Genomic DNA, 23,874 nt, shown 5'->3' with positions numbered 1-23,874 from the left:
GCCTCACCGCACCGACAGACCGCTGCCGCTCCCGATCCTGCCTGGTCACCCGGGGCGGGGGCCGGCCGCGGCCTGCTGCAGCAGCTCGACCAATCGCGCCGGCCGAGGGGCCCGCCGCGGGTCGCCCCAGGTCAGCACCCCGCCCTGCTCCCGCAGGTGCCCGACGTCGGGGGCGAGCACCCAGGTGCCCAGGTCGCGGCACGCCTCGAGCCAGCCCGAGTGGGTGCCCCAGGCATAGGGCAGCACCGACACGTCCAGCCCACCCAGGTGGTCCCACAGCTCTGCATCACTCAGCCGCGGGCCGGTCACCACCTCGACCTCGGGGGCACCGTGCGCCTCGAGGTGGGCGAGCAGCGCGGTCAGGGCCGGGCCACCTCTCGGGTCCGGGCCCCGGGTCACCTCCGGGTGCACCCGCACCTGCAGCACCGCCCCACCGGGCAGCGCCGCGTCGGCCTGCCGCACCGCCTCGGCGAGCGCGGGGAGCACCCGCACGGGCGCCAGGTTGGGGCGCACCGACTTCAGGTGCAGGCCCACCCGCAGCCGCCCGTCGGCCGCCGGTCGCTCGCGGCCGACCAGGTCGAGCGGCACCACGTGCGGGTGGGGTATGACGAGGGGCCGGCGTCCGTGGGCCCGCTCGACCGCGTCGGCCGCACCCTCGGTGAGGGTCAGCAGGCCGTCGGCCTCCTCGGCGAGCAGCCCGAGGTGCGCCCGGTGGCGGGTCTGGTCGTGCAGCTGGGGGTGGTCGATGTCGTGCACCGTGTGCACCAGCGGCAGCCCGACCTCCCGCAGCGTCTGCCGCCACTCCCGCAGCTGGCCCAGCGTGCGACCCTCCATGCCGAAGTGGACGTGCACGACGTCCTGCTCCCCCGCGTGCTCCCGCACCCAGGCCGGCTCCAGGGCCGGGTGCGGCCACCACTGACCCGGCGGTGCACCCGGCACGGGCGGGTCGGGGGGGTGCACGACGGCCGGCGCCGCGCCCGACGCGTCGGGCGACGCCGGCAGGAGCGCCTCCACGTAGGGGTGCCCGGCCGGCACGTGCCTCACCCGGATGCTCATCGGCTCACCTGCCAGCGGCCGGCCTCGTCGCGCTCGGCCAGGCCGCGCTCGCGGAACTGCTCCAACCAGCCCAGCATCGGCCACCAGCCCCATCGCTGCTCGAAGACGCCCGCGTTGCGCACCACCGCCTCGAGGTGCTGCACCGGCGGCGAGGTGGAGGCGTGGTGCTGGTGGTAGACCGTCGCGCCGCCCACCCAGGTCAGGCTCCCCCCGCGCGCCCCGGCGAGGATCGCGAAGTCGGTGTCCTCGCCGCCGTAGCCGACGTAGTCGGGGCAGAAGCCCCCGGTCGCGGCGAAGTCGGCGCTGCTGAGCGCGAAGCTGAGCGACCAGAAGCGGGTGAGGTCGGGCTCGGGCTGGCGCCCACCCGGCTCGAGCCGTACCCGGTCGGGCCGGTGCTCCCCGAACTCGGCGAGGCGGTCGAGGCTGCCGGTCCAGTCGGTCTGCCCGGTCGGGAGGGGCGGCAGGTAGGCGACGTCACCGCAGAAGAGCGCCGGCGAGCCCGGCGCGGGCATCGCCCGCAGCTGCTCGTCATAACCGGAGATCGCAGTGACGCCGGGGATGCAGTCGACGTCGAGGAAGACCAGGTACTCGGCGCCGGCGTCGGTCGCGACGCCGGCGGCCAGGTTGCGGGCCCGGGCCAGGGGAAGGCCACCAGGGTCGTGCTCGAGGTGGGCGAGGGTGAGCGGCGGCTTCTCGCCCGGCGCGGCGGCGGCCCAGGCCTCACGGGCGATAATTTCCACGGCGGGGTCGTCCATCGCGACCACGACGTGCAGATCGGGTCGGCGGGTGCCGGCGGCCAGCCCGTGGATCTGCCCGCGGAGGTGGTCGTGGCGCCCGTGCGCCAGGGTCAGGACGGCCAGCATCGCCGCTCCTCGATCTCGGTGGCCGCCTCGCGCAGCCGCCGGGCCGCCTCGGCGGCGCCGTGGTCGGTGCCCCACTCGACCCAGCGCTGCCCGCCCAGGGCCAGCGCCTGATCCAGCAGGCCGGGCCAGGCGGTGGCCTCGGGCCAGCCCGGGGCGGTCACCGCGAGCCGCATCCGCTCCAGCGCGCCGGCGGTGGCCTCCTGCTCGCCGTACGGCCGGGGCTGGGGCAGCACCACCGCCGGCCGCCGCGCGACGGCGACGTCGGCGACGGCACCCTGCCCGGCGTGGCAGACGACGACGTCGGCGGCCCGCATCTCGGCCAGCAGGTCGCCGGCCGCGGGCTCGGCCCCGCCGCGCACCGTCCAGTCCCACCCCGTGCTCTCCCGCGCTGCGTCGACCGCCCGCGGGTCGGGGGCGCCGCCGCCCGAGCCCCACACGACGAGCACCGTAGGCCGGCCCTCGTCGCGGTCGCGGTCGTGGTCGTGGTCGTGGGCGACCTGCGGCTCGGCGACGACCGGACCGGCGAGCGCACTGATGCCGCCGACCTCCCAGACCGGGCACGGCGGGGTCTGGGCAGCAGCGCGGCCGGAGCCACCCGCGTCGTGGGCCCCGGCCGGCCACGGTGCCAGCACCGCGCTGGCCACGTCGTAGCCGATCCGGTGCGGGGCGTCGGTCCGGTCCCCCGGCATACCCCCGACGACCACGGGCACCCCGCACAGGCGCACCAGCAGCGCGATCTCCACCGACACGTCGACGACGACCAGGCTGGGCCGCGCCTCGGCGAGCCAGCGGGCAACCTGGTGGTGCCGCCGGGCCAGGCCGGGATGGTGCAGGGGCACCCAGTGCAGGACGCCGCCGGCGCCGACCTCGGCGCGCTCCGGGTCGACCGCCGGCTCGTCGTCGCGGTCCAGCTCGACCCAGTCTCCGGGCCAGCCCTCGGGCGGGCCGCCGGAGCCGAGCCCGGTCACGGGCACGCCGAGCTCCCGGGCGATCGCCCTGCCGCGACGCCGGTGGCCCTGGCCCTGGTGGTGCAGGTAGTAGCCGATCACGAGGCCGCCGCGGCCCCGGTCATCGCCGGGCCGAGCGGATGCGTGGGACGGCCGGCGAGCACGTGGTCGTAGACGTCGACGTAGTCGTCGACCATCCGCTCGAAGGAGTGGTGGGTCTCGGCGTGGGCGCGTGCGGCCCACCGGGGCAGCCGCAGCACCTGCGGCAGCAGGGCGGCGGCCGCCGCGACGATCTGCTCCTCGTCCTCCTCGCCGGTGACCGGCACCAGGCCGGCCGACGCGCCCACGACCTCGGGGAGCCCGCCGCGGGCCAGGCCGAGCACCGGGGTGCCGCAGGCCAGCGCCTCGGCGGCGACCAACCCGAAGGGCTCGTCCCACGCGGGGGTGACCAGGGCGGCCGCGCTGCGGCCCAGGAGGTGGGCCAGGTCGTCGGCGCCCAGGTGACCGGCGTAGGTCACCCCGGTCCCGGCGCCGCAGAGCGGCCAGAGCTGCTCCCGGGCATACCGCTCGTCACTGACCGGACCGGCGATGACCAACGGCATCCCGGTCGCCCGGGCGATGCGCGCCGCGAGATGAGGTGCCTTCTCCGGCACGATGCGGCCCGACCAGACCAGCCCGGGGCCACCGGGGCCGGGCCGCCACCGGTCGATGTCGACCCCGTTGCGCACCACCCGGGCCTCCACCGCGTGCCGCCAGGCCCGAGCGGTCCACGCGCTGACCGCGGTCACGTGCAGCCGGTCGTGCCGGGAGGACGCGGCGGCGACGCTCAGCGCCGACTCGAGCCACGGGGTGGGCGGGGTGTGCAGCGTGAGGACGGTCGGCACGTCGAGGGTGGGGGCCATGGCGACCGGCAGGTGGTGCAGGGCGTGCACGTGCACCAGGTCGACGTCGCGCCGCTGGGCGAGCTGCAGCATGAGTTGCAGGTAGGCGTGGTGGCGCTGCAGCCACCCCTCCTCGGGCATCGAGACGTCGCGGCGGGCGGCGTCGGAGAGGGCGAGCTCGTCGGGCCAGAGGTATTCGACGCCCGGGAGCGGGTTGCTGTCGCGGCGCGCGAAGAGCGAGACACGGTGGCCGCGGGCCACCAGGCCACGCGCCAGGTGCCAGGTCATCGACTCCAGTCCACCGGCGAAGGGCTGGGCAATCGGGTATCGGGTGTGGCCCACGAGGACGACGTGCACGCAGGGTCTCCTGACTACGAGGGGGCGCGCGGGAGCGCGAGGAAAATCACCGGGGTCGCCTCAAGGGGTCGACGCGCCAGGTGACGGTCGACCGAGCCGCGGTGCTCGATCCGGACGAGAGGGAGGGTGGGGCCGGCGGCGTGATCACGCCGGAGGGGGCCGCTCGCGGTGCGGAGGCCGCCGCGACGTCGCGTCCCTGATGATCGCGGCGAGCTGCTCCCCGGTCAGCGGATCCGGAGCCCTCGCGGGGGCTCCAGATCGGCGCCAGGTCGGTGTCTGCATGCTTTCACGGTAGGGGGGGACCCCCCCTCGCGCTCGCCGGACCGACCCCCCCCCACCCCGCGGGGGGGAGGACGGGCTCAGGACCCCGGCGGAAGCAGCCGTGGGCCCGGTGCGATGCGGATCGGTCCCTTGACGTCGCGTCGGGTGTCCACCGCCTGCCCGCGCTGCTGGATGACCGCCGCTCCCTCCCCGGCCAGCTCCCACGCGACGTCGCGCACCAGCGGCATCAGGTCTCGCCAGCCCTCGCCGCCGACCACGCGGGCCGCGTCGCTGGGGCAGATCGTCGACCCGGCGCGGTGCCGCAGCAGCGCGCGGACCGTCGCGGCCGCCCGGTCCCGTTGCGCCTGCTCGTCCGGCTCCTCCCACCAGGGTCGGCCACGCTCCCCGAGCGCCACCTTGGCGTCCTGCACCCGTGGCCGTGCGTGCTCGGGGTCGGTGCGCACCTGCCGGCGCGCGCTCATGAGCTCGTCGACCAGCTCCTGTCGTAGCGGGTCGGGGATGCCCGGGTCGGTCGCCCGCCACCGCCGGCCGTCCACGACGATCCACCGGCCGTCCTCGGTGCGCTCGGGCTCTGCCACGCCTCACACCGTGCCACAGGCCGACACGTCCGGCGCGCGGCGGCGACCCTCGACGGCGCTCCGGTCTCGGTAGGGTCGGGCAGCGTGAGGGAGGTCCGGATGGCCAGCGCGACGCACTCACCGTCGGGGGTCTACGAGCACGCGCTGCTGACCCGCTTCAGCGCCGTGCTCCACCCCGACGCGCCGCCACCCGACCCGGACTGGCTGCACTACCGTCTCGGCTTCTTCTACGACGCGACGTATCCGTCGGTGCGCTCCCAGCGCGGCGCGGCACCGTTCCGCTGGCTGGTGCTGCTCGACGACCGCTGCCCCGACTGGTTCCGCGAGCAGGTGGAGGAGCTCGCGCCGGGTGTCTTCGAGCCGGTTTGGACCCATGAGCCGTTCCGCCGCGACAGCTTCGCCGCGCACGTCTCGCAAGGCGACTCGCCCTGGCTGATCACGACGCGGATCGACAGCGACGACGCGATGGCGGTCGACTTCATGGCCGCGGTGCAGGGGCAGTTCGAGCCCGGTCTCCCAGACCGCCTCTTCGTCAACTTCCCCCGTGGGGTCCAGATCGACCGCGACGGCACGGTCTACCGCAGCGACATCCTCTCCAGCCCGTTCCTGTCGCTCATCGAGCGGCGTCGCCCCGGGCAGGCGCCGGACACGGTCTACGTCGCCAAGCACGCCCGCGCCCGCGCGCACGGCCCGCTGCGCGAGGTGCGGGCGCCGGTCATGTGGGCGCAGGTCGTCCACGGCACGAACCTGTCCAACATCGTCAACGGCTCTGTCGTCTCACCCGCGGTGGTCGGTCGCCGCTTCGACATGGCACTCGGGTATGACGCGGACCGCCGTGGTCTGCGCCTGCGCCGCTCGCAGGTGAAGCATCTCGGCCGGCGGGCGCGGCTATGGGTGAGTCATCCCGGTGAGGCCACCAAGTGGGCCGAGGCTAGGGCCTGGGCGCTGCGCGGCACGCACGAGCGTGCCCAGGACGACGGGCTGACCCTGAGCGACCGGGTCGAGGCCGCCACCGCGGACGCCCGGACGTGGGCACGGGAGACGAGGTGGCAGGTCAAGGAGCGGGTCAACTCCAGCGCCTCGGGCCTGCGGGGCGTCGCCGGTGACGTCGACCACCTGCATGCCGGCGACCGCGTCGTGCTCATGGCCGAGTGGTCGCGCGGCCGGGACGTCCGCCCGGACGCGCTCCGTGCCGCCACCGCCTACGCCGAAGCAGGCTGGCCCACGCTCGTCATCTGCGCGCGGGAGCCGTGGGTGCGCCTGCGCAAGCCGGCCCTCCCCCAGGGGGTCGTCGCGCAGCGGCCCAACTCCGCCTACGACTTCGGCAGCTGGCGCGACGCGCTCGCCGAGTTCCCCGACCTCGCGGCCCAGGACCGGGTCATCCTCACCAACGACTCGCTCGTCGGCCCGGTCGGCAGCCTCGGGCCCCTGCTGAGCCAGATCGAGGCCAGTGAGGCCGATGTCTGGGCGGCGACGATGAACCACCACCCGCGCGACCACCTGCAGAGCTACCTCACGGCCTGGCGCGGCGGCGTGCTGGCGACGCCGCCCTGGCGCGACTTCTTCGGCAGCGTGACCTCCCAGCCGTCGAAGACGCACGTCGTGCGCACTTACGAGTTCGGCCTCAGCGGGCTCGTCGACGCTCAGGGCCTGTCCAGCGAGATCGGGTGGACCCAGGAGCAGCTCGGCCTCCCGCGCACCGCCGACGCCGTCCTCGCCGGGTGGGAGACGTTGTTCGACCAGGGCTTCCCGTTCGTGAAGCGGACCCTGCTCACCAACTCCAGGTATGCCGGACTGCGTCCAGCCGGCGGGGCGCGGCTGAGGCGCACCTAGCCAATCTGCCGGAGTTGCACCTACCCTGTCTGATCGACCCACGTCGTCGACAAAGAATCTTCGCGCCCGTGACCAGTGCCACCCTGCCCGCACAACGTGTGACCGGCATCGACTCGCTTCGCGGCTTCGCCGCTCTCGCGGTTTTCGTATGTCACATCGGCGGCTACTGGACGTTTCTCAACCTTCCGTCGAAGCTTCCGGAGATCCTGACCTGGGGCACCCACGGTGTTGATCTCTTCATCGTGATCTCCGGTTTCTGCCTGATGATCCCGGTGCTGCGCTCGGAGGGCCGGCTGAACGTCGGTCAGTTCTACGGCCGCCGTGCGACGAGGATCCTGCCCGCCTACTACGTCGCCTTGGCCATCGCGGCCGCGTTGGCCATGTCGCCAGGGACGTATGCCCTGTTCGTCGGGGCACGCGCCACGTCTTCCGACCTATGGTGGCACGTGCTCGCGATGCAGACTTGGAATCCACCGAGTCTGGGCTCGATCAATGGCTCGCTGTGGAGCATCTCGCTCGAGGTGAATCTTTACCTGGTGTTCCCGGTCATGGTTTGGCTGTGGTTCAGGTATGGCTGGCGGGCCGTCATCGTCATCATGGCCGCCCTCTCGGTGCTGTGGGAGGTGACTGGTGTCTTGGCAGCGGGAACTCACCTCGCTCCCTACTTCGGTGACGCTCACGCCCTCCCCGCCCGCTTGCTCCAGTTCGTTCTCGGCATGGCCTGCGCCCAGTTTGCGCACCGGTACGCACTCCCGACGCTAGGGAAGAGCGCGCTCGGGTTCGTCGCCTTCGGGGTTCTTGGTGGGGTGATCTACACGATGGAAGCGAGCCAGCCTATCCAGACGATCGTCTGGGGCGTAGCTGGAGTCTTCGCCATCAGCCTCATTTCTCAACTCGGCCTTGGCGGACGAGCAGCCATCTTCGCGGAGCGCTTCGGTGAGCGGTCCTTCAGCTTCTACCTGCTGCACCAGCCGATGCTTCTGGCCACGGGGCCCCTCGTCGCCCTCCTCCCGGGTGGATGGCCCGTTCAGTTCCTGGCCGGCGGGCTGCTGGTGCTCGCCGCAACCTATGGGGTCGCAAGTGTGCTGTATCAGTGGGTCGAGGTCCCGAGCCATCACTACGGTCGCCGACGCTTCCCCTCCCCGACGCCGAAGCCCGTTCGCGCGGAGAGCGGCAGGTAGGCCTCACCCGGACTGTAGGTCCCGCACCTCGGCCCGGATGCGGGAGAGGAAGCGGTCCTCGCTGAAGGCTTGGGCATGCGCGCGCAGCGCGTCCTCGTCCCAGTCCACCTCCTCAGCCCGCAGTAAGGCGTCCCGGATCAGGTCCGGCTCCGGCTCCTCGAAGAAGAGACCGGTCTCGCCGTCCCGCACCGAGTCCAGATAGCCGCCCGCACGCAGCGCCACCACCGGCAGGCCCCAACCGTTGGCCTCCAGCGGGGTCAGCCCGAAGTCCTCTCGACTGGGGGCGACCAGCCCGCGAGCGTGGGCATAGACCCAGCGCAGCTCGGCGTCGCTGACGTCGGAGACGATCCTGACGTTTCCCGGCAGGTCGGCCCGCAGGTCGTCGCCCTCCGGCCCGTGGCCCACCACGACGAGCGTCTGGTCGGTGCCACGGAAGGCGTCGACCGCTTGGCGCACGTTCTTGTAGGTCATCAGCCGAGAGACGACGAGCCAGTAGCCCGTGTCCCGCCAGTCGGCGAGCGCCCCCGGCACGTGCTGGTCACCCGTCGTGTCCAGGCCGGGCGGTGGATGCACGACGTCGGCCTCGATCCCATAGGCCGACCTGATCCGCTCCTGCACTACGGTCGAGTTCGCCAGGTAGCGGTCGGCTCGGCGTGCGGCGACGCGGTCCCAGTGCTTCAGGCCGGGGCCGAGCACCCGCACCGCGAGCGCCTTGGGCGACCACCGGCCAGCGTCGCCGAGATACTCCTCCGCCTGATAGAGCCAGCGCGCCGGGTTGTGACAGTAGACGAGCGACTTCCCTTCGTGCCGGAAGCCGTGCGCCCAGCCGCTGCTGGAGGCGACGACGACATCCGCCGGCACGGTCATCGCGCTCGACGCATGTGCGAGCACCGGCAACGCCAACCGGTGGTGGCGACGCAGCCGCCCCACCCGGTTGAGCGGGCTGGTGATGATCTCGCGGTCGGCGAAGTCGGGGAAGGTGCCCTCGGGGTCGTAGAGAGTGGTGTAGATCGGCGCCTCGGGGAAGGCACGGCTCAACGCCAGCACGACGCGCTCGGCGCCGCCACGCTGGGTGAGGTAGTCGTGGGCGATGGCCACGGGCACGGTCCCGCGAGTCATGCGTTCGCCTCCCTGCTGGCTGACTCCGGGCACGCTACCCGAGGCTCAGGTGCCAAGCAGACTCAGGAGGTAGTCGCCGTAGCCGGACTTGCGCAGCGGCTCGGCCCGCGCCGCCAGCTCGTCGTCGGAGAGGAAGCCCATCCGCCACCCCACCTCCTCCGGCGCGCCGATCTTGTAGCCCTGCCGTGCCTCCAGAGTGCGGACGAAGTTGGAGGCGTCGTTGAGCGAGTCGAACGTCCCGGTGTCGAGCCAGGCGGTGCCCCGCGGCAGCACCTCGACGGCCAGCTCGCCGTCGTCGAGGTAGCGCCGGTTGAGGTCGGTGATCTCCAGCTCCCCCCGCTCCGACGGCCTCAGTGCGCGGGCGTAGTCGACCACGCGGTTGTCGTAGAAGTAGAGCCCCGGCACCGCATACGGGCTCCGCGGCCGTTCCGGCTTCTCCTCCAGCGAGATCGCCCGGCCGCGGTCGTCGAACTCGACCACGCCGTATGCCGTGGGGTCGCTCACGCGGTAGCCGAACACCGCGGCCCCGGTGAGGTGCTCGAAGCGGCGCAGCTGGGTGCCGAGGCCAGGGCCGTAGAAGATGTTGTCGCCGAGGACGAGGCAGACCGGCTCGTCACCGATGTGGTCCGCGCCGAGCAGGAAGGCCTGCGCCAGGCCATCGGGCGAGGGCTGCTCGGCATACGTGATCGAGATGCCGAACTGCGACCCGTCACCGAGCAGCCGGCGGAACTGCGCCGCCTCGTGCGGGGTCGTGATGACGAGCACGTCGCGGATCCCGGCGAGCATGAGCGTGCTCAGCGGGTAGTAGATCATCGGCTTGTCGTAGACCGGCACGAGCTGCTTGCTGATCCCCTGCGTGATGGGGTGCAGCCGCGAGCCGGTGCCCCCGGCGAGGATGATGCCGCGCATGGCGCCTCAGTCTAGGTCTGGGGATTCGTCGAGGTATGCCGTCAGCCCGGCCAGGTGGTCCGGCGGCTCAAAACCGGTGGCCCGGACCTTGTCCAGTGCCAGCACCGATCGCGCCGGGCGCGGGGCGAACGGGCGGTCCGGCGGCAACCCGGCGGCATACTCCGCGGTGGTCGTGCCGGCGACGTCGTCGGGTGATCTGCCCTCGTGGGCGAAGACCGCGCGGGCAATATCGGCCCAGGTCGTCGGCTCCCCGGCCCCGGTGACGTTGTAGGTCCCGAAGGGTGCCTGCGTCGAGAGCAGGTGGACGGTCGCTGCGGCGAGGTCACGGGTGAAGGTGAGCCGCCCGACCTGGTCGTCGACCACGCTGGGGCTGACGCCGCGGACGGCGAGGTCGCGCATGGTGCTGACGAAGTTGCGCCCCGCCCCGACGACCCAGGAGGTGCGGATGACGTAGTGCCGCGGGGCGAGCCCGGCGGCGGTGTCGCCGGCGGCCTTGGTCTGGCCGTAGACCCCCAGGGGCGAAAAGGGCGCGTGCTCGTCGTACGAGTCGGCGGAGCCGTCGAAGACGTAGTCGCTGGAGTAGTGCACCAGTGTGAAGCCGTGGGTGCGGGCCGCTCGGGCGAGCGCGGCGACCCCGGTGACGTTGGCGGCCCAGGCCGCAGCCCTGCCCTCGTCGGTCTCGGCGGCGTCCACCTGGGTGTAGGCCGCCGCGTTGACGACCACCTCGACGTCGCCGAAGTCGAAGCCGTCGACGGCCGCGGCGTCGGCCAGGTCGAGGTCGGCACGGGTCAGGCCCTCGGCCCCGGGCATGGCCGCGAGCAGCGCCTGGCCGAGCTGTCCCGTCGCGCCGAGGACGAGGGTGCGCGGTCGCTGGACCGGGGCGACGTCGGCGAGCCGGGGGTGCGCCTGGTCCTTATCCGAGATGGTGGCCTCGTCGAGGGGGATCGGCCAGGGCACCGCCGCCCGCTCGTCGGCGAGGTTGAGCATCGTGTAGCTGGCGTCCGGGCGCCAGTGCGCGTTGACGAGGTAGGAGTAGACGGTGTCGTCGACGAGGGTCTGGTAGGAGTTGCCGACGCCGCGCGGCACGAAGACCGCGGTGTGCTCGTCGAGCTCCTCGGTGTGCACCGTGCCGAAGGTCGGGCCTTCGCGCAGGTCGACCCAGGCACCGAAGGCTCGACCGTGGACGATCGAGACCAGCTTGTCCCACGGCTCCGCGTGGATGCCCCGGGTCGCGCCGGCCACTCCGTTGGACGACACGGAGTGCTGCACAGGGCCGAAGTCCGGAAGGCCGAGGTCGGTCATCTTGGCCCGCTGCCAGTTCTCCTTGAACCAGCCACGGGTGTCGCCGTGCACCTGCAGGTCGACGACCAGCAGGCCGGGGATGTCGGTAGTGCGGACCGCCAGCTCACCGGCCACCGTCACTGCCCCTTCTCGGCGTAGGCCGCCTCGATGGCGTCCTTGTGCGGCCCCCACCAGTCGCGGTGCTGGCGATACCACTCGATCGTGGCAGCGAGACCCTGCTCGATGTCGCGGTGATTGGGCTCCCAGCCGAGTTCATCACGCAACTTGGTCGGGTCGATCGCGTAGCGCAGGTCGTGGCCCGGGCGGTCGGTGACGTGGTCGAGGTCGTCAGGGTCGTGGCCCATGAGCCCAAGGATCAGCCGGACCATGTCGAGGTTGGAGCGCTCGCCGTCGGCGCCGATGAGGTAGGTCTCGCCGATGCGTCCGCGCTCGAGGATCGCCAGGACTGCGGAGGAGTGGTCCTCGGCGTGGATCCAGTCGCGCACGTTCGCGCCGCTGCCGTAGAGCTTGACCCGACCGCCGTCGAGCAGGTTGGTGATCTGCCGGGGGATGAACTTCTCGACGTGCTGCCACGGGCCGTAGTTGTTGGAGCAGTTGGAGAGGGTCGCCCGGACGCCGAAGGACCGCACCCAGGCCCGCACGAGGTGATCGGCTCCCGCCTTGGACGCGGAGTAGGGACTGGACGGGCGATAAGGCGTCGACTCGGTGAAGCGATCCGGACCGTCCAGCTCGAGGTCGCCATAGACTTCGTCGGTGGAGACGTGGTGCAGTCGCACGTTGTGCTTCCGCACCGCCTCCAACATCGTGAAGGTTCCGACGAGGTTGGTCTGCACGAAAGGGCTCGGGTCTCGAAGCGAGTTGTCGTTGTGCGACTCCGCCGCGAAGTGCACGACGGCGTCGCCGTCACCGGTGAGGCCTGACACCAGTTCGTCGACGACGCCAGCGTCGGCGACATCTCCCACCACCAGGGCGATTCGGTGGTCCGGCAGACCGCCTAAGGCGTCCCTGGAGCCGGCATAGGTCAGCTTGTCGAGCACGGTGACGTGCGTATCGGTGTCTGCCAAGGCTTGGTGCACGAAGTTGGACCCGATGAATCCGGCTCCGCCGGTCACGAGAAGGCGCCGCATGAACCTAGCCTAATGACAACGCGATCCCGGCCCTCTTCGCAGCGAGTGTCCCGCGTGACGCGCAATCAGGGATACAAGAGCCTACGAACAGCGCTAGCGTTGAGACTCATGATGAAGAGTTTCGCGCGGCGTGCGTGGTCGCGCACAGCGAGCCACCGCGCCGCGCGGGTCTTACGACCCGTGTGGGCTCGGTCCGTGATGGTCATTGATGAGTCTGGAGCCACCCTTTACGAACGCAATCCCGACCGGCTGGTCCACGGGCGTTCAACCATGAAGCTCCTGACGGCGCTCGCTGCCCGGACTGTTCTGGATCCTGACGAGTGGATTGTTGTGGCTCCGCAGGACGCCTCCCCGCACAGCGTGGTCGAGGTGGGGCAGGCGCTGACCGTCTCTGACCTCGTGGCCTCGTGCCTCCAGCACTCGGACAACACCGCAGCGTCGACACTCGCGAGGCGCGGAGGCGCGGAGTTGCTCACATATGCGCGAAACGTGGCTCCCGGCGAGTGGGTGATTGACGACTTGCGCGGCCTTGGACGAACCAACCGTGTGACTGCCCGTGGCTTGGTCGACCTACTGCGCCGGATAGCATCAATAGACCCGTGGCTCTACGCCGTTGCTGGGCGGAACACCCACGGTGTCCCCGGCTACGCTGCGGGCAAGACCGGAACTCATGGCCATCAGCCGACGAGCGAGGCGCACATCGTCTGGGCTTGGAAGTCACCTCAAGGTCTATTGACGGCCGCCTCCATGGCCACTGACGCACGTAACCGGCCGCTCGACGTCGCAGCCATCATGGCGACCGCGCTCCACGACTAAGTCCAGAGCCCCGCAGACCGGGACACCCACGTGACTCGGTGTCCGCACACGTTGACTATCGCTGCGGGATTGATGGGACGCGGGCAGTCAATGTGCCATGTCATGACGCGCTGGACCGGTAGGCGAACCTGAAGCAACAGATTAAACACAGGGGTCCGACGCTCTACCATGCCGACATGAAGGCGTCTCCAGCTGCCCAGATCACCGTCGGACCGCCCTTGATCGAAGACACCCCTGACGCGCGAGTACGTTGGTCGGTGCCTCTCGACGGGCCGCCAGGCGTCCCAGACCATCTCTGGTACGACATTCCGAGAGAGCACGCCGACATGCTCACCGATCGTTGCGACCCGGCGCTCATCGCCCTCACGATTCCGGCGATGCGGATGGGCACGCGCCTGGTCTTTGACGGACCTGTGACAGAAGAGTTGGCCTTCTGGCAGGGCGACGTCGCCGCGTTGTACTCCGCGTCCAGTGACCGCCCACCTGCTGAAGTAATGATTCCAATCAGGCTCGCAGCCGCTTCACGCGGAACGGCCGTCGCTGCCGGATTCTCGGGGGGCGTGGACTCTTTTGCTCTGCTTGCCGACCATCACTACGCGACCAACATCCCCACCAATTTGCGTCTCACTCACCTTTTGTTTAATAACGTCGGTTCGCATGACACCGGAGGCGAAGCTCTGTGGAGATCTCGCTATAAGCGCTTGGCCGCAGCAACCACAAAGATGAGCCTGCCATTTATAGACATCAACTCGAATCTCGATAGCGTTCCATCTCCAGGCATATCATACGAGGCGCTCAATACCCCCGCCAACGCTTCCGTTGCTCACCTCCTGGCGGCAGGAGTCCAGACTTGGATTTTCGCTTCCAGCGTCGAGTTTCGCCGCGTCGGCGTTCGACCACGCTCGTACAACACTGCGTTCGTCGACCCAATCGCCTTGCCGCTTATGAGTACTCAAACCACTGTCCTGCGCACTGCCTCTTCACAGAAGCGCCGAATAGACAAGGTGAGGTCAATTGCAAACATTCCCGACGCTTGGACCGCCCTTGATGTCTGCATTTACGATGGCGCTCACGGCAAAGTCAATTGCTCGGCCTGTTGGAAATGTCAACTCACCCTTGCCGCCTTGGATTTATTGGGGGTAGTGGACCGCTTCGATTCTCAATTCAATCTCGACCTGTGGCGGGCTCAAAGGAACGCATATCTTGCCTCCGTCAAGTATCAACGCAACCGAGCACTCATCCTAGAGCTGGAAGAGTTAATGACTGAGGTCGAGCACCACGTCAACCGCCACCAGCGCAGAAAGGCTCTTGCTTCTCACACCGCGGACATCGCGGGCGCTGGAGTGAGTCGCGCTGCACGTGGGCTCTCACGAAGAGCGCGCAGCCTGGCGCGCCGGTGAAGGAGTCGAGGCGATCCATGAGGGCACTCAGAGCCAGCCGTAGACATGCTAGTCGTGTGTTCAGCAACGCGGTATCAAGAGCGTCCGACGCTGAGGTCACCTGGACGCTTAGGCGACGAGCTCGAGCGCGGTTCAAGCTCGAATCAGACTTGATCGGAGGGGCGAAGAACCGGGTAGCGTTCGCCAGCCTCATCGTGGGAACCGACGAGAAGGCCGTCGTCGTCAAGAGGCCACCCCCAGGATGGCGCAGGAGCGATGCAACTTCGGAACTCCGTTCAGAAGCTGAAGTTCTCGACCTCCTTGCCTCCGACGGGCAGACAGAACATCTCGGCCCCAAGGTTCTAGCCTTTCAACGAGGCCCCGTGCTAGGAGGGGAGCTGTTACTCACCGAACGGCTTAATGGAAGGGTAGTTTGGGAGCCGTCCTGGTATCGCAGCCAGAGGACTCTAGCTGCGCTGGCGGACACATATCATCGAGTTCATCGATCACCGTGGGGTCATCTAGGAACTCATGACCGATCTGGTCCAGTTTGGGAAATGGGCTCACGGATCATGTCTGAGTTGCCATCCGATGCCGTAGAAAAGATGAGAGAAGATGGGGACCTTCCTCTCGGGCTCGTCCACGGCGACCCTCACCCCGGAAACTGGCTATGGCGCGACGATAAGCCGGTACTTCGTTTGATAGACTGGGGTGGTGCTCACATCGGGTGGCCGAGCGTGGAATTTGCGAGATGTGCGTTGTTCTTGGCAGGTCGAATTGGAGTGCACTCCGCTTTAGACTTCTACGAGGCAGCACGAAGCAACTCCGCAGCGATGACACCTGCGATAGTCGAAGTGAGTCATTTGATTGCCTACAGGTGGCCCGACGCCTCCCTTCAGGCGAGCGTTACGAAGAGCCGCGGCGACAGACGAGAGTTCTTCGCTCGGCGCCGCCAATATTTGGAACATATCCTTCCTGGGGGTTTTTACGGCATGATTCCCTGAGGCAGCCACCATCGGCCGCCAGTTGTGCCGACATCAGCGCGCGCGGCGACCGCTCGCAAGCTTCCAATGTCCCACCAGTCATGAGACTTATTGTCCTCACAGTGGGTGACGACACAGCTACGATGACGTACGTTGCCCAGCATGGCGGATCGCCAGGAGCGGAGACGAGGCCGGAAAATTGACTGTTCGAAGTGCGCGGAGAAGTCCGTCTTGCCTCTTCCTTACAACGGCCGCGTCCGGGGAATTAAAGTACTTCTGGGCGCTGCCGATCCCTTTTGCAGAAGCAATTTCTATGCGAGGGCGGGAAAAGTTCCCGAGGCTCGATTGATAGTCAAGGAACTTGAATTTGTCTCCCAAGAGCCGTTCTCCAGTTACGGCCCAGATCGCTGGGATGCCAAAGGCGTCCGCCGTGACTAGGCCATGAAGACTGCTACTGATTACGGATTGACATCGCGCAATATCTTTCAGAACAGCGCTCGGGCCCCTTTCAACACTGATGACTCGCACTCGGCCGTCACTCTTTTCGGAGACGCGTCTCCATATCGGATCATCGAGATGCGAATGATGCGGAACCAGGCCGATCTGCCATTTGGCCGGGGGCCTCTTGAGAAATCGTGGGACCAGGAGGCCTGGATCCCCCAGCGTGACAGGCCCCGCTATGCCAAGGCACTCCCGTGTCAAATTGCCGCGCACGGCAATTGCGTTGGCATGTGGAAAGGTCCGGGCCTTTTCGTGCAGCAGGCCGGATCCCCAGATGGTCCCCGAGAATGACTCCGGAACCATCTCAAGAATACTACCTACTCCAACGAGGTCTGCGGCTTCGGCTTGGGACGGTAGCGGCACTATCCCTGCCCGTCGCAAGAGCCACGGCGTCAGCGCATCTCCGAAGTTCGCCTGGCCGTCATACCAGAAAGCTCGCGCAACCAAAGATGATGGGTACATGCTGGGGGTGAGTGCTGCTCCCGCGACTCGACCGACGAGTCTGGCTCGCCTACGCGGCAGCGAGTCGAAGGCGAGCCACTGCGATGGTGAGCGCACGGTAGTCCCTACTCAAGCCTGGATGTCTCTAGCCTCGTACCATACCTCTCGCGATTCCGGGCTCTCCTCGAGGCCGAGTCACGACCCTCGGCCGAGGTAGACTGGCGGCGTGTGCAGGTGCGGACGAGGTTCCCCTGGAGCGGGTGAACGTGACGTCGACTGACACTGGCGACTCGATGGATCGACGGGAACTGCAGGCGCGTGCCGTAAGCGGGTCTATGTGGACCCTTCTTCACGTAGCCGTCTCGCTTCCTCTGGCCTTTGCGGTCAACATCGTGCTGGCCCGCGCTCTCGGCGTTTCGGCTTACGGACATCTGGCCTATCTCACCATGGTCATGGAGATAGCAGCTGTGCTGGCCCTAGCCGGCGTGGGGGTGGGGCTCACGCAGTTCGGTTCGAAGGCCCACTCCACCGGAGACCACCTAGCCGTTCGGAGGCTTCTCGGCAAGACCCAGGGCTTTCGCTTGCTGGTAGTCGCACCAACTCTTTCCCTTTTGGTAGCTCTCTTACTCGATGTGAGTCCACTCCTCCTTACCTTGGCCATCCTCGGCGGGGTGTGGCTGCCTGCTATCTTCGGGGGCGCGAAGGCGGCCGTCCGGGTTCAGAACGATTCTGCTCGAGACGCCAGGCTAGCCATGGTGACAAACATCATTAGCCAAACAGCCGTAGTCTCCACCGTGCTGATTGTCGCTGACGCAGATGTCGTCTGGGTGGTGCGTCTGGTTGCAACCGGTTTCGGCGTTGCGCTCGCCCTAACGCTCGTGCAACGTCGCTACCGCTGGGCGAGCATCGTCCCGCGTTGGCCGACGCACCTACCAGCCGGCTTCTGGGCCTTCTCTTTGCCAATGGGGGCGTCGGCTCTCATCGGAGTCGTTGTGCTGGGTCGGAGCGAGGTAATCGTTCTTGAGTATCTCTCCACGCAGGAGCAGGTGGGCCTCTACGCCATCGCCTTCGGACTAGCTGGTCATCTCTTTGCACCTGCGCTTGCCCTTCTGAACCCGCTGACGCCAGCTGTCTCGGCACTACGCGAGGTTGATCCGGAATCGATCTCCTCCGCCTTTGGGCGCGCAACACGGATGAGCAACCTGTTGGCGGGGGCCGCAGTCGCCACAGCCGGACCAGCATTGGCGCTCATGGTCCCATGGCTGTACGGGGTCCAGTTCGCGCCCGCAGCGCCCCTAGTGCTTGCGCTTGTCATCGTCAGCGGCTTCCTGGTTGTCAGCTACCCAATGCAGGCCTTCGTGACAGCGCGGCTGAGGTCTGGCAGCACGCTGGCGGTCAACACGACCTCACTCGTCGTGAGTGTGACCCTTTTGGTAGCACTCGTTCCAGCCGTCGGGGCATGGGGTGCCGTGTTCGGTAAGGGGGCCATTGCCGTCACTCGGGTCGCGTGGTTGGGGCTACGGGAGACCGAAAGCTTCTTGGTCACCCGATGGCAGTACCTTCTCTCGTTCAGGGGCGTTCTGATCGCTGCAATCTCTGCTCTGGCTGCCTACGCCAGCGGTCTCCTCGTCCTGGAACGCTCGAACTCCTATGCACTCGCCGCCATGGCTGCGGGAGCCATCGGCGGAGGCCTGTTCCTGGTGGGGCTTAGGCTGGCCCGCGCTGGGCTACATCAAGGGGACGTAGATGCAATAGGACGCGCTTTGCCGTCGGCAGTTCGACGACCAGCGATGAGACTGATTTCAGCCGGACTTGGTTCGGAAATGGCGGGATGGAGGAGGGAAGAATAATGCCAAACACAAAAGGTCATCGTGTAGCCCTGCTCAGCAGTTCGTTTTACCCACACTTTGGCGGCGTCGAGGAACACGTGCGGCACGTCGCCCATTCCTTGCAATCACGAGGCCATGCTGTGGAAGTTTGGACAGTGAATCGCGGTGAAGCTTTGGAGGCCCGCCAAGTTGATGGGATACGAACGCGCTACCTCCCTTCCCCACTCCCCGCGCGTAGTGCGGTGACCCTGGCCCGTTTCAGTTGGGTTGGGGCGGCCGGTCTCATGTACTGGCTCAAGGCAATGGCGCAGTTCAAGCCACAAATTCTACACGTGCAATGCTTCGGCCCGAACGGTGTCTACGGTCTACTCCTGGCACTCCTGACGGGCAGACCTCTGATCGTGTCGGGGCATGGAGAAACTTTCATGGATAGCCATGTGTTCGACGGCTCCTCCCTCATGCGGTGGGCGTTATCAAGAGCGTGTAGCCGAGCGAAGGTCGTGACGGGCTGCTCTCGCTTCGTGGTAGACGACCTCAAGGCCCGCTTTGGCGCGAGCGAAGTTCGGGTGGTGCCAAATGGAATCGACGTTGCGAATCGTGGACAGGCGCCGATCATCCTCGACACGCCTTCAATTGTAGCTGCCGGTCGCCTTGTAGACGTCAAAGGTTTCGATCTCCTGATCGACGCATTCGCCAAGGTTCGAGCTAGGGCCAACCTCCTCATTGTTGGAGATGGTCCCGAACGCGGGAGGCTGGAGGAAAGAGCCCAAGACTTGGGCTTGGCCCACCGTGTGCAATTCTTGGGTCGACGCTCGTCCGAGGACGTGCGGGACATCATGAGCGCAGGCCAAGTCGTGGTCTGCCCGAGCCGCAGAGAGGCGTTCGGCATCGTTGCGCTGGAGGCTTGGGCGAGTGGTTCTCCGCTCATTGCGACCTCCCTGGGTGGCCCAAGTGACTTCGTTGATGATGGAGTCACCGGGTTGCTGGTGAACCCATTTGACACGACGGCCCTTGCCTCTGCAATGGATAAACTCCTGCATGATTCGCTGCTGGCCAGTCGCTTATCTAAGGCTGGACTGCGCGCCGTAGAGGCGTATTCGTGGGAAAAGGTTGCGCAAGCGTACGAGTACATCTACATGGAGGCGCTTAATGAAACATGAACGTCGCTCAAGAATTCCATCTTGCAAGACGGAGTGATCGGAGGGGCTGTAGTCTACCGTCGAGTGCAGAAATGGGTCGGACTATCGGATCTGGCGAAGAATTTCGTCCAGCCTGTCCAGGCAAGCAGAATCTCGGTAACGCTGGGCTTCCTGAATGCCCCACAGCGACAACGTCTCGAAACTCTTCATGGCCCCCTGTGCCGCGAGGGCTAATTCGACAGACTCTCCAGCGGGATACAGTGTGGGGTAGGGACTTTCCGCTAGAATCTCCAACGGGCCACCTTGCGCAGTGGCGACCACAGGTAGTCCTGCCGCCATTGCTTGGACGATCACCTGTCCGAACGGCTCTGGGCGCATTGAAGTGTGCACTAGGATGTCGTTTTCTTTCAGTAGAGGACCCACGTCTGCTACGTGTCCGACCACTCTGACGCCCTCCGTGCGTTCGGCGAGACCGCGCAGCTGGTGTTCATAGCGCTCCTCGCCGAACTGCGCCCCGCCAGCGACCGTTAGGTAGGCGTTGACGCCTCGCCGACGGAGGTCGGACACCGCGCGGACTGCCACGTCAGGCGCCTTCCAGGGCGCCATTCGGCCTAGGTAGAGCAGCCGCCAAGGGCGTCCGACTGGTTTGGAGCGCGGGAGCGCAGGGACATCCCCGATACCGCTCATGCTGTGGGCGACGGAGATGGCAGCGGTTGGGACGCGCAGACGCTCTCTGACTGTCTGGGCGGTCCAGGAGGAGTTCGCGAGATAGTGGCTCACCCGTCTTGCTGTGATCGCCTGCGTCAAGCGAAGCGCCGTGTTGGACATCGCGCTGTCGACCAACCCGTCTCGGACCCAGTAGGCCACACGGCGATGGCGCGGTGCGAGCAATGAGACGTACAGGGCTGCTCGCATCGAGTTGGCTACGACAAGGCCTCGTCCCTGATGGAGCTCGCGTGCAAGCAAGGGCAGCGTCGACGCTGGTCGAACCGGGCAGGGCAGGTCCGACCAGACGTTGCCATCTGCCATGGTCACCAACTCGACCGGCAGTGCCGTAACCCGCAAGTAGCGGCTCAGTGCCAACTCGGCTCCGCCCGGGGCCGCCGTGTGCGAGACAAACGTGATCGCCTCAGCCATGACTCACCGTGCGCAAGATGTCAGCCATCTGCTCGACCCTGTCATTCCAGGACGGAATCGAAACGGGAGAAGTCGCGGTCGGCTCGAGCGCCTCGGACTCCAGGGCGGTGACCACCGCTCTCGGGAAGTCGTCAGCTCGCGCAACGTGCACCCGAGTATCGGCGCTGTCAGAAAAGCCAGGGACCGGTGTAGCGACCACGGGTCGGCCCGCTGCGCGGTACTCGTAAGCCTTGATTGGATCAAGAGACATGGTGAAAGGGGTCAGGACGTGCGGAACGATCAGCACATCGGCGTGCTGGAGGTAGGACGGGATGCTGGGACTTGGCCGAGGACCGAGCATCAGCACGCCAGCGCGGACCAGTCGCCGGCGGTCCTCCGGCTCTAGCGGAGCAGGACCCGCGAAGACCACTGTTGCATCCACCTCCGTTGCGACGCGCGCGCACAGGTCTACGTCGATGCGGTCCCGGTGCGCCGTGCCCACGTAGAGCACCACACGGCCGCTGGGGAGATCGGCGGGGCGAGGATGCCTCTGCTCGTAGGCGTCGAGGTCGACGGCGTTGGGGACGAGTCGCACGTCGCGAGAAGCAGACTTGGCACGCTCCAGATTGGGGGAGCACACGACCACCTCGGCGCAACGCTCCATCAGATAGGCCTCTTGCCGTCGCAGTCTCGCCAGCTCGCTCGGCGGACGATCGGCCATGAGCCAGTCGTCCGTGATGTCGTACATGGCTCGCCAGTCCACGACGCGCGCCACCTCGGCTCCGCCAGGGTCGTTGATCCACAGAAGCGGCTCCTGCAGGCCCATGCGCTGCGCCTCACGTCGCACCGCGTGAGCACGACGGCGGTCTCCAGCGCGATCCCAACGCCGCGGCAACCATTTCGACATCCGAAGGCGCCTTAGTTCACGTCCAGGGATCCCCTGCAGCTCGATGGGCTCACGGCGCACCCCGAGCTCAGGGCGCCGGCGGATGCGGAGCGCGTGAAGCGGATCGGTCGCGGGCTCAACGAAGAGCACACGGTCGAGGTGCCCTGCGCCTAGGAGGCCGGCCACAAGGTGCTGGTTGCGGCGCCACACCTCGTCCCACGCCTCAAGTGAGATGATGACCAGATCGGTCAAGATGCCACACTCCCATAAACCGCGTCCGTCTTTTCCGCTTGCAACTGCACGCTGAAGGTGGACCGTTGCACATCTCGGAGATCCTTGCCGTATGAGGACCGAAGTCCTTCATCGGCGGCCAGCTCCTGCAGCATCCTGGCTGCGTCGTGGTGGGAGCCGGGTGGGAAGAGCTTCGCTTCGGGCGCCCGCCCAACGGTCTCACCGTAGGCGCCGGAGTCAGCAGCAACCACCGGGAGAGACGTTGCCATCGCTTCCAGGACACTCAGACCCAGACCCTCGACGCGACATGGCGCTAAGAGAATCCCTGCGCTTTCCATCGCCGAATGAACGTCCTCTGTGAACCCCGCCCACTCGACGCGCTGGGCGATGCCAAGCTCCTGAACCAGCCTACGTAGTTCGGGTTCAGACGAACCTCGACCCACAATCCGCAACTTCCAGCCATCCAGCTGGGCTGCCGCGAATGCCCGCAAAGCCACGTCGGTTTCCTTCTCCGGCTGCAGGCGCTGCACGACCAGCACGACATCGTCCCTGGCCGTTGAGACTGCGGGCATATCGGTGACGCCGGGATAGACGACAGTCGCGTGGCCATCCACGCGCCGGGCAACAAACTGACTAATGGCGATCTGGGCGGCGACTCGTCGTCGGATTAATGGAGCCATCACCCGACCCGCGAATGACTCTCCCCGCCGCCAAGCGAAATGTCGTGTGGTCACCACGGGAGTACGACGCGGAGTAGCAGTCACAACTGCCTCAGCGGCGGTCATGTGAGTGTGGATCACATCCGCGGCTGGCTGCACCGTCAACTGCCTGAAGAGCTGCGCGACCGAGTCTCCCCTCGCGTGTGTTACCGCGGACCCATCAAGAATGGATCTCATAGACGAGGCATTACCACCGATCACCCGCACCTCGTGTCCCCTGTCGGCCTGTGCACGGGAAAGTGTCGCGACGTGCCGCTCTACACCTGCGAAGCCATCGGACCGAATGACGTGCAGAACTCTCATCGTCCCCCACTGTTGGTGCTCCCGATGGACTGGAAGAGGGTCACGTAGCGATCAGCGACAATTGACCAACTGAGTGTTGCGGCCCGGGCACGGGCCAACTCGGTGACATACGCGCGAGGTAAGTCAAGGGAGGCAAGTTCGGCAAGTGCCCTGGCGACGTCAACGGGAGAACGCTCCACCACGCGAGAGATCTCGTCGTCCGCGAGAAGCTCCGGAACCGAACCCACTGCGGTCGCCACCACTTGAAGACCCGAGGCAAGAGCCTCAAGGACCACAAGCGGGTTGGCCTCGTACGCGCTCGGCAATACCAGCACGTCGGCTGCCACAAGGCCGGGACGCGCGTCGCCCAGCGAGCCCAACCAATGGACGCGTGGTCCTGCGGCAGACCGGAGACGACCGATCTCCTTCGCAGATCCGCCCACAACGACCAGATGGTGAAGGGGCAGACTACGCATGGCCTCGAGAAGCACCGGGAGGCCCTTGCGGGAGAACTCGTGACCGACGAAGACGGCCGTGGGAGCGTCGAGCGGGATGCCAAGATCTTCGCGGATGGCGGCTCGCTCATCTGAGTTTGCAACAGTGAAACGGTCCAGTTGGACGCCGTTAGGCACGATCAACTGCCGAGTCGCTCCCTGAGGGTGTCGGGCGAGGAGGACGTCGCGGTCGACTCGGCTCAGACTGACCACGACCTGATGCACGCCCGCGCGGAATCGGTAAAAGTCTCGGGCAGCCGTGAAGAGGTGAAGCGGGTTGCGCAGCATCCGTCCGACGAACTGGCCGCGAGCTTTCATGGCGACCGTCAACAACCCGTGGTTCACGTAGACGTCGCCCGCCAGCGCATCGTTGTGACAGATGGTCACAGCACCCTGCGGAAGGGACCGGATTGCCGCCCGGGCCCGGATGCTGCCAACAGTCGAGAACCACATCACACGCCCCGCATGCTTCAGGCGGCCGCGCCAACCGGGTGCAGGTTTGGCCAGCCACGAACACCCGGCCTCTGCCGGTCCAAACCACCGCACATCGTGTCCCGCCTCCCGCCAACAGGACTCAAGGTGGTGCACGACAGCACCGACACCTGTCCCGGGAGCGTTCTCCG

The 23,874-nt window shown here is 67.4% G+C and carries 21 protein-coding genes; 7 read left to right on the top strand and 14 right to left on the bottom strand.

What is annotated here, in order from left to right:
* Positions 1-45 precede the first annotated feature (45 nt).
* From AC5PYY_RS05190 to AC5PYY_RS05170, 5 genes are all read right to left on the bottom strand, one after another.
* Complete coding sequence (locus tag AC5PYY_RS05190; RefSeq protein WP_493898729.1) at positions 46-1,056, bottom strand: glycosyltransferase family protein; 1,011 nt, start codon at positions 1,054-1,056, stop codon at positions 46-48.
* Complete coding sequence (locus AC5PYY_RS05185) at positions 1,053-1,919, bottom strand: glycosyltransferase family 2 protein (RefSeq protein WP_493898728.1); 867 nt, start codon at positions 1,917-1,919, stop codon at positions 1,053-1,055. Before AC5PYY_RS05185 ends, AC5PYY_RS05190 begins: the two co-directional genes overlap by 4 nt.
* Positions 1,904-2,968: a glycosyltransferase gene (locus tag AC5PYY_RS05180; protein WP_493898727.1), complete on the bottom strand. Its 1,065-nt coding sequence runs from the start codon at positions 2,966-2,968 to the stop codon at positions 1,904-1,906. The genes AC5PYY_RS05185 and AC5PYY_RS05180 overlap by 16 nt, the downstream gene beginning before the upstream one ends.
* Entirely contained in the window at positions 2,965-4,104 is a 1,140-nt protein-coding gene (locus AC5PYY_RS05175; RefSeq protein ID WP_493898726.1) for a glycosyltransferase, read from the bottom strand. The genes AC5PYY_RS05180 and AC5PYY_RS05175 overlap by 4 nt, the downstream gene beginning before the upstream one ends.
* A gap of 359 nt (positions 4,105-4,463) precedes the next feature.
* Positions 4,464-4,964, bottom strand: coding sequence for a DUF3253 domain-containing protein (locus AC5PYY_RS05170; protein ID WP_493898725.1), 501 nt, complete (start codon positions 4,962-4,964; stop codon positions 4,464-4,466).
* Positions 4,965-5,048: 84 nt separating this feature from the next.
* Here AC5PYY_RS05170 and AC5PYY_RS05165 point away from each other — a divergent pair, with 84 nt between their 5' ends.
* The gene (locus tag AC5PYY_RS05165) at positions 5,049-6,797 is read left to right on the top strand and encodes a glycosyltransferase (RefSeq protein WP_493898724.1); all 1,749 of its coding nucleotides are present in this window, start codon (positions 5,049-5,051) and stop codon (positions 6,795-6,797) included.
* A gap of 68 nt (positions 6,798-6,865) precedes the next feature.
* Entirely contained in the window at positions 6,866-7,978 is a 1,113-nt protein-coding gene (locus AC5PYY_RS05160; protein ID WP_493898723.1) for an acyltransferase family protein, read from the top strand.
* 3 nt (positions 7,979-7,981) lie between these two features.
* On the opposite strand, the gene AC5PYY_RS05155 is transcribed toward AC5PYY_RS05160, so the two are convergent.
* Genes AC5PYY_RS05155 through rfbB form a run of 4 tightly spaced genes read right to left on the bottom strand, consistent with a single transcriptional unit; the run spans position 7,982 to position 12,435 of the window.
* Entirely contained in the window at positions 7,982-9,097 is a 1,116-nt protein-coding gene (locus tag AC5PYY_RS05155; RefSeq protein ID WP_493898722.1) for a glycosyltransferase, read from the bottom strand.
* Positions 9,098-9,142: 45 nt separating this feature from the next.
* Complete coding sequence (rfbA, locus tag AC5PYY_RS05150; protein WP_493898721.1) at positions 9,143-10,006, bottom strand: glucose-1-phosphate thymidylyltransferase RfbA; 864 nt, start codon at positions 10,004-10,006, stop codon at positions 9,143-9,145.
* A gap of 6 nt (positions 10,007-10,012) precedes the next feature.
* Entirely contained in the window at positions 10,013-11,422 is a 1,410-nt protein-coding gene (locus AC5PYY_RS05145; protein WP_493898720.1) for a sugar nucleotide-binding protein, read from the bottom strand.
* Positions 11,423-11,424: 2 nt separating this feature from the next.
* The gene (rfbB, locus tag AC5PYY_RS05140) at positions 11,425-12,435 is read right to left on the bottom strand and encodes a dTDP-glucose 4,6-dehydratase (protein WP_493898719.1); all 1,011 of its coding nucleotides are present in this window, start codon (positions 12,433-12,435) and stop codon (positions 11,425-11,427) included.
* A 198-nt stretch (positions 12,436-12,633) separates the two neighbouring features.
* Between rfbB and AC5PYY_RS05135 the strand changes: the two genes are divergently transcribed.
* The 3 genes from AC5PYY_RS05135 (at position 12,634) to AC5PYY_RS05125 (ending at position 15,634) form a co-directional block, all read left to right on the top strand.
* Positions 12,634-13,251: a serine hydrolase gene (locus AC5PYY_RS05135; RefSeq protein WP_493899330.1), complete on the top strand. Its 618-nt coding sequence runs from the start codon at positions 12,634-12,636 to the stop codon at positions 13,249-13,251.
* Positions 13,252-13,427: 176 nt separating this feature from the next.
* Positions 13,428-14,651, top strand: coding sequence for a hypothetical protein (locus AC5PYY_RS05130; RefSeq protein WP_493898718.1), 1,224 nt, complete (start codon positions 13,428-13,430; stop codon positions 14,649-14,651).
* 17 nt (positions 14,652-14,668) lie between these two features.
* A complete protein-coding gene (locus AC5PYY_RS05125) occupies positions 14,669-15,634 on the top strand; it encodes an aminoglycoside phosphotransferase family protein (protein ID WP_493898717.1) in 966 nt (321 codons plus the stop codon).
* A gap of 117 nt (positions 15,635-15,751) precedes the next feature.
* Here the strand turns inward: AC5PYY_RS05125 and AC5PYY_RS05120 are convergent, their stop codons facing one another.
* Positions 15,752-16,417, bottom strand: a complete 666-nt coding sequence (locus AC5PYY_RS05120) for a polysaccharide pyruvyl transferase family protein (RefSeq protein WP_493898716.1) — start codon at positions 16,415-16,417, stop codon at positions 15,752-15,754.
* A gap of 404 nt (positions 16,418-16,821) precedes the next feature.
* Between AC5PYY_RS05120 and AC5PYY_RS05115 the strand changes: the two genes are divergently transcribed.
* Together AC5PYY_RS05115 and AC5PYY_RS05110 are read left to right on the top strand one after the other, a co-directional pair.
* Complete coding sequence (locus AC5PYY_RS05115; protein ID WP_493898715.1) at positions 16,822-18,405, top strand: lipopolysaccharide biosynthesis protein; 1,584 nt, start codon at positions 16,822-16,824, stop codon at positions 18,403-18,405.
* Positions 18,387-19,544 (top strand): glycosyltransferase family 4 protein, encoded by a 1,158-nt coding sequence (locus AC5PYY_RS05110; RefSeq protein ID WP_493898714.1) that lies wholly within the window; start codon positions 18,387-18,389, stop codon positions 19,542-19,544. The genes AC5PYY_RS05115 and AC5PYY_RS05110 overlap by 19 nt, the downstream gene beginning before the upstream one ends.
* Positions 19,545-19,625: 81 nt before the next feature.
* Here AC5PYY_RS05110 and AC5PYY_RS05105 read toward each other — a convergent pair whose 3' ends face one another.
* The 4 genes from AC5PYY_RS05105 to AC5PYY_RS05090 all read right to left on the bottom strand — a co-directional run bounded on the left by AC5PYY_RS05105 (position 19,626) and on the right by AC5PYY_RS05090 (position 23,638).
* The gene (locus AC5PYY_RS05105) at positions 19,626-20,351 is read right to left on the bottom strand and encodes a glycosyltransferase (protein WP_493899329.1); all 726 of its coding nucleotides are present in this window, start codon (positions 20,349-20,351) and stop codon (positions 19,626-19,628) included.
* A 301-nt stretch (positions 20,352-20,652) separates the two neighbouring features.
* The gene (locus tag AC5PYY_RS05100) at positions 20,653-21,777 is read right to left on the bottom strand and encodes a glycosyltransferase (RefSeq protein ID WP_493898713.1); all 1,125 of its coding nucleotides are present in this window, start codon (positions 21,775-21,777) and stop codon (positions 20,653-20,655) included.
* Positions 21,774-22,778: a glycosyltransferase family 4 protein gene (locus AC5PYY_RS05095; RefSeq protein ID WP_493898712.1), complete on the bottom strand. Its 1,005-nt coding sequence runs from the start codon at positions 22,776-22,778 to the stop codon at positions 21,774-21,776. The genes AC5PYY_RS05100 and AC5PYY_RS05095 overlap by 4 nt, the downstream gene beginning before the upstream one ends.
* The gene (locus tag AC5PYY_RS05090; protein WP_493898711.1) at positions 22,775-23,638 is read right to left on the bottom strand and encodes a glycosyltransferase family 4 protein; all 864 of its coding nucleotides are present in this window, start codon (positions 23,636-23,638) and stop codon (positions 22,775-22,777) included. The genes AC5PYY_RS05095 and AC5PYY_RS05090 overlap by 4 nt, the downstream gene beginning before the upstream one ends.
* Positions 23,639-23,874 lie beyond the last annotated feature (236 nt).

It is taken from the genome of Serinicoccus sp. JS2-9 (assembly GCF_059025165.1).
The sequence above is the reverse complement of the archived record's forward strand: the minus strand, read 5'-3'. Positions and strand labels throughout refer to the sequence as shown.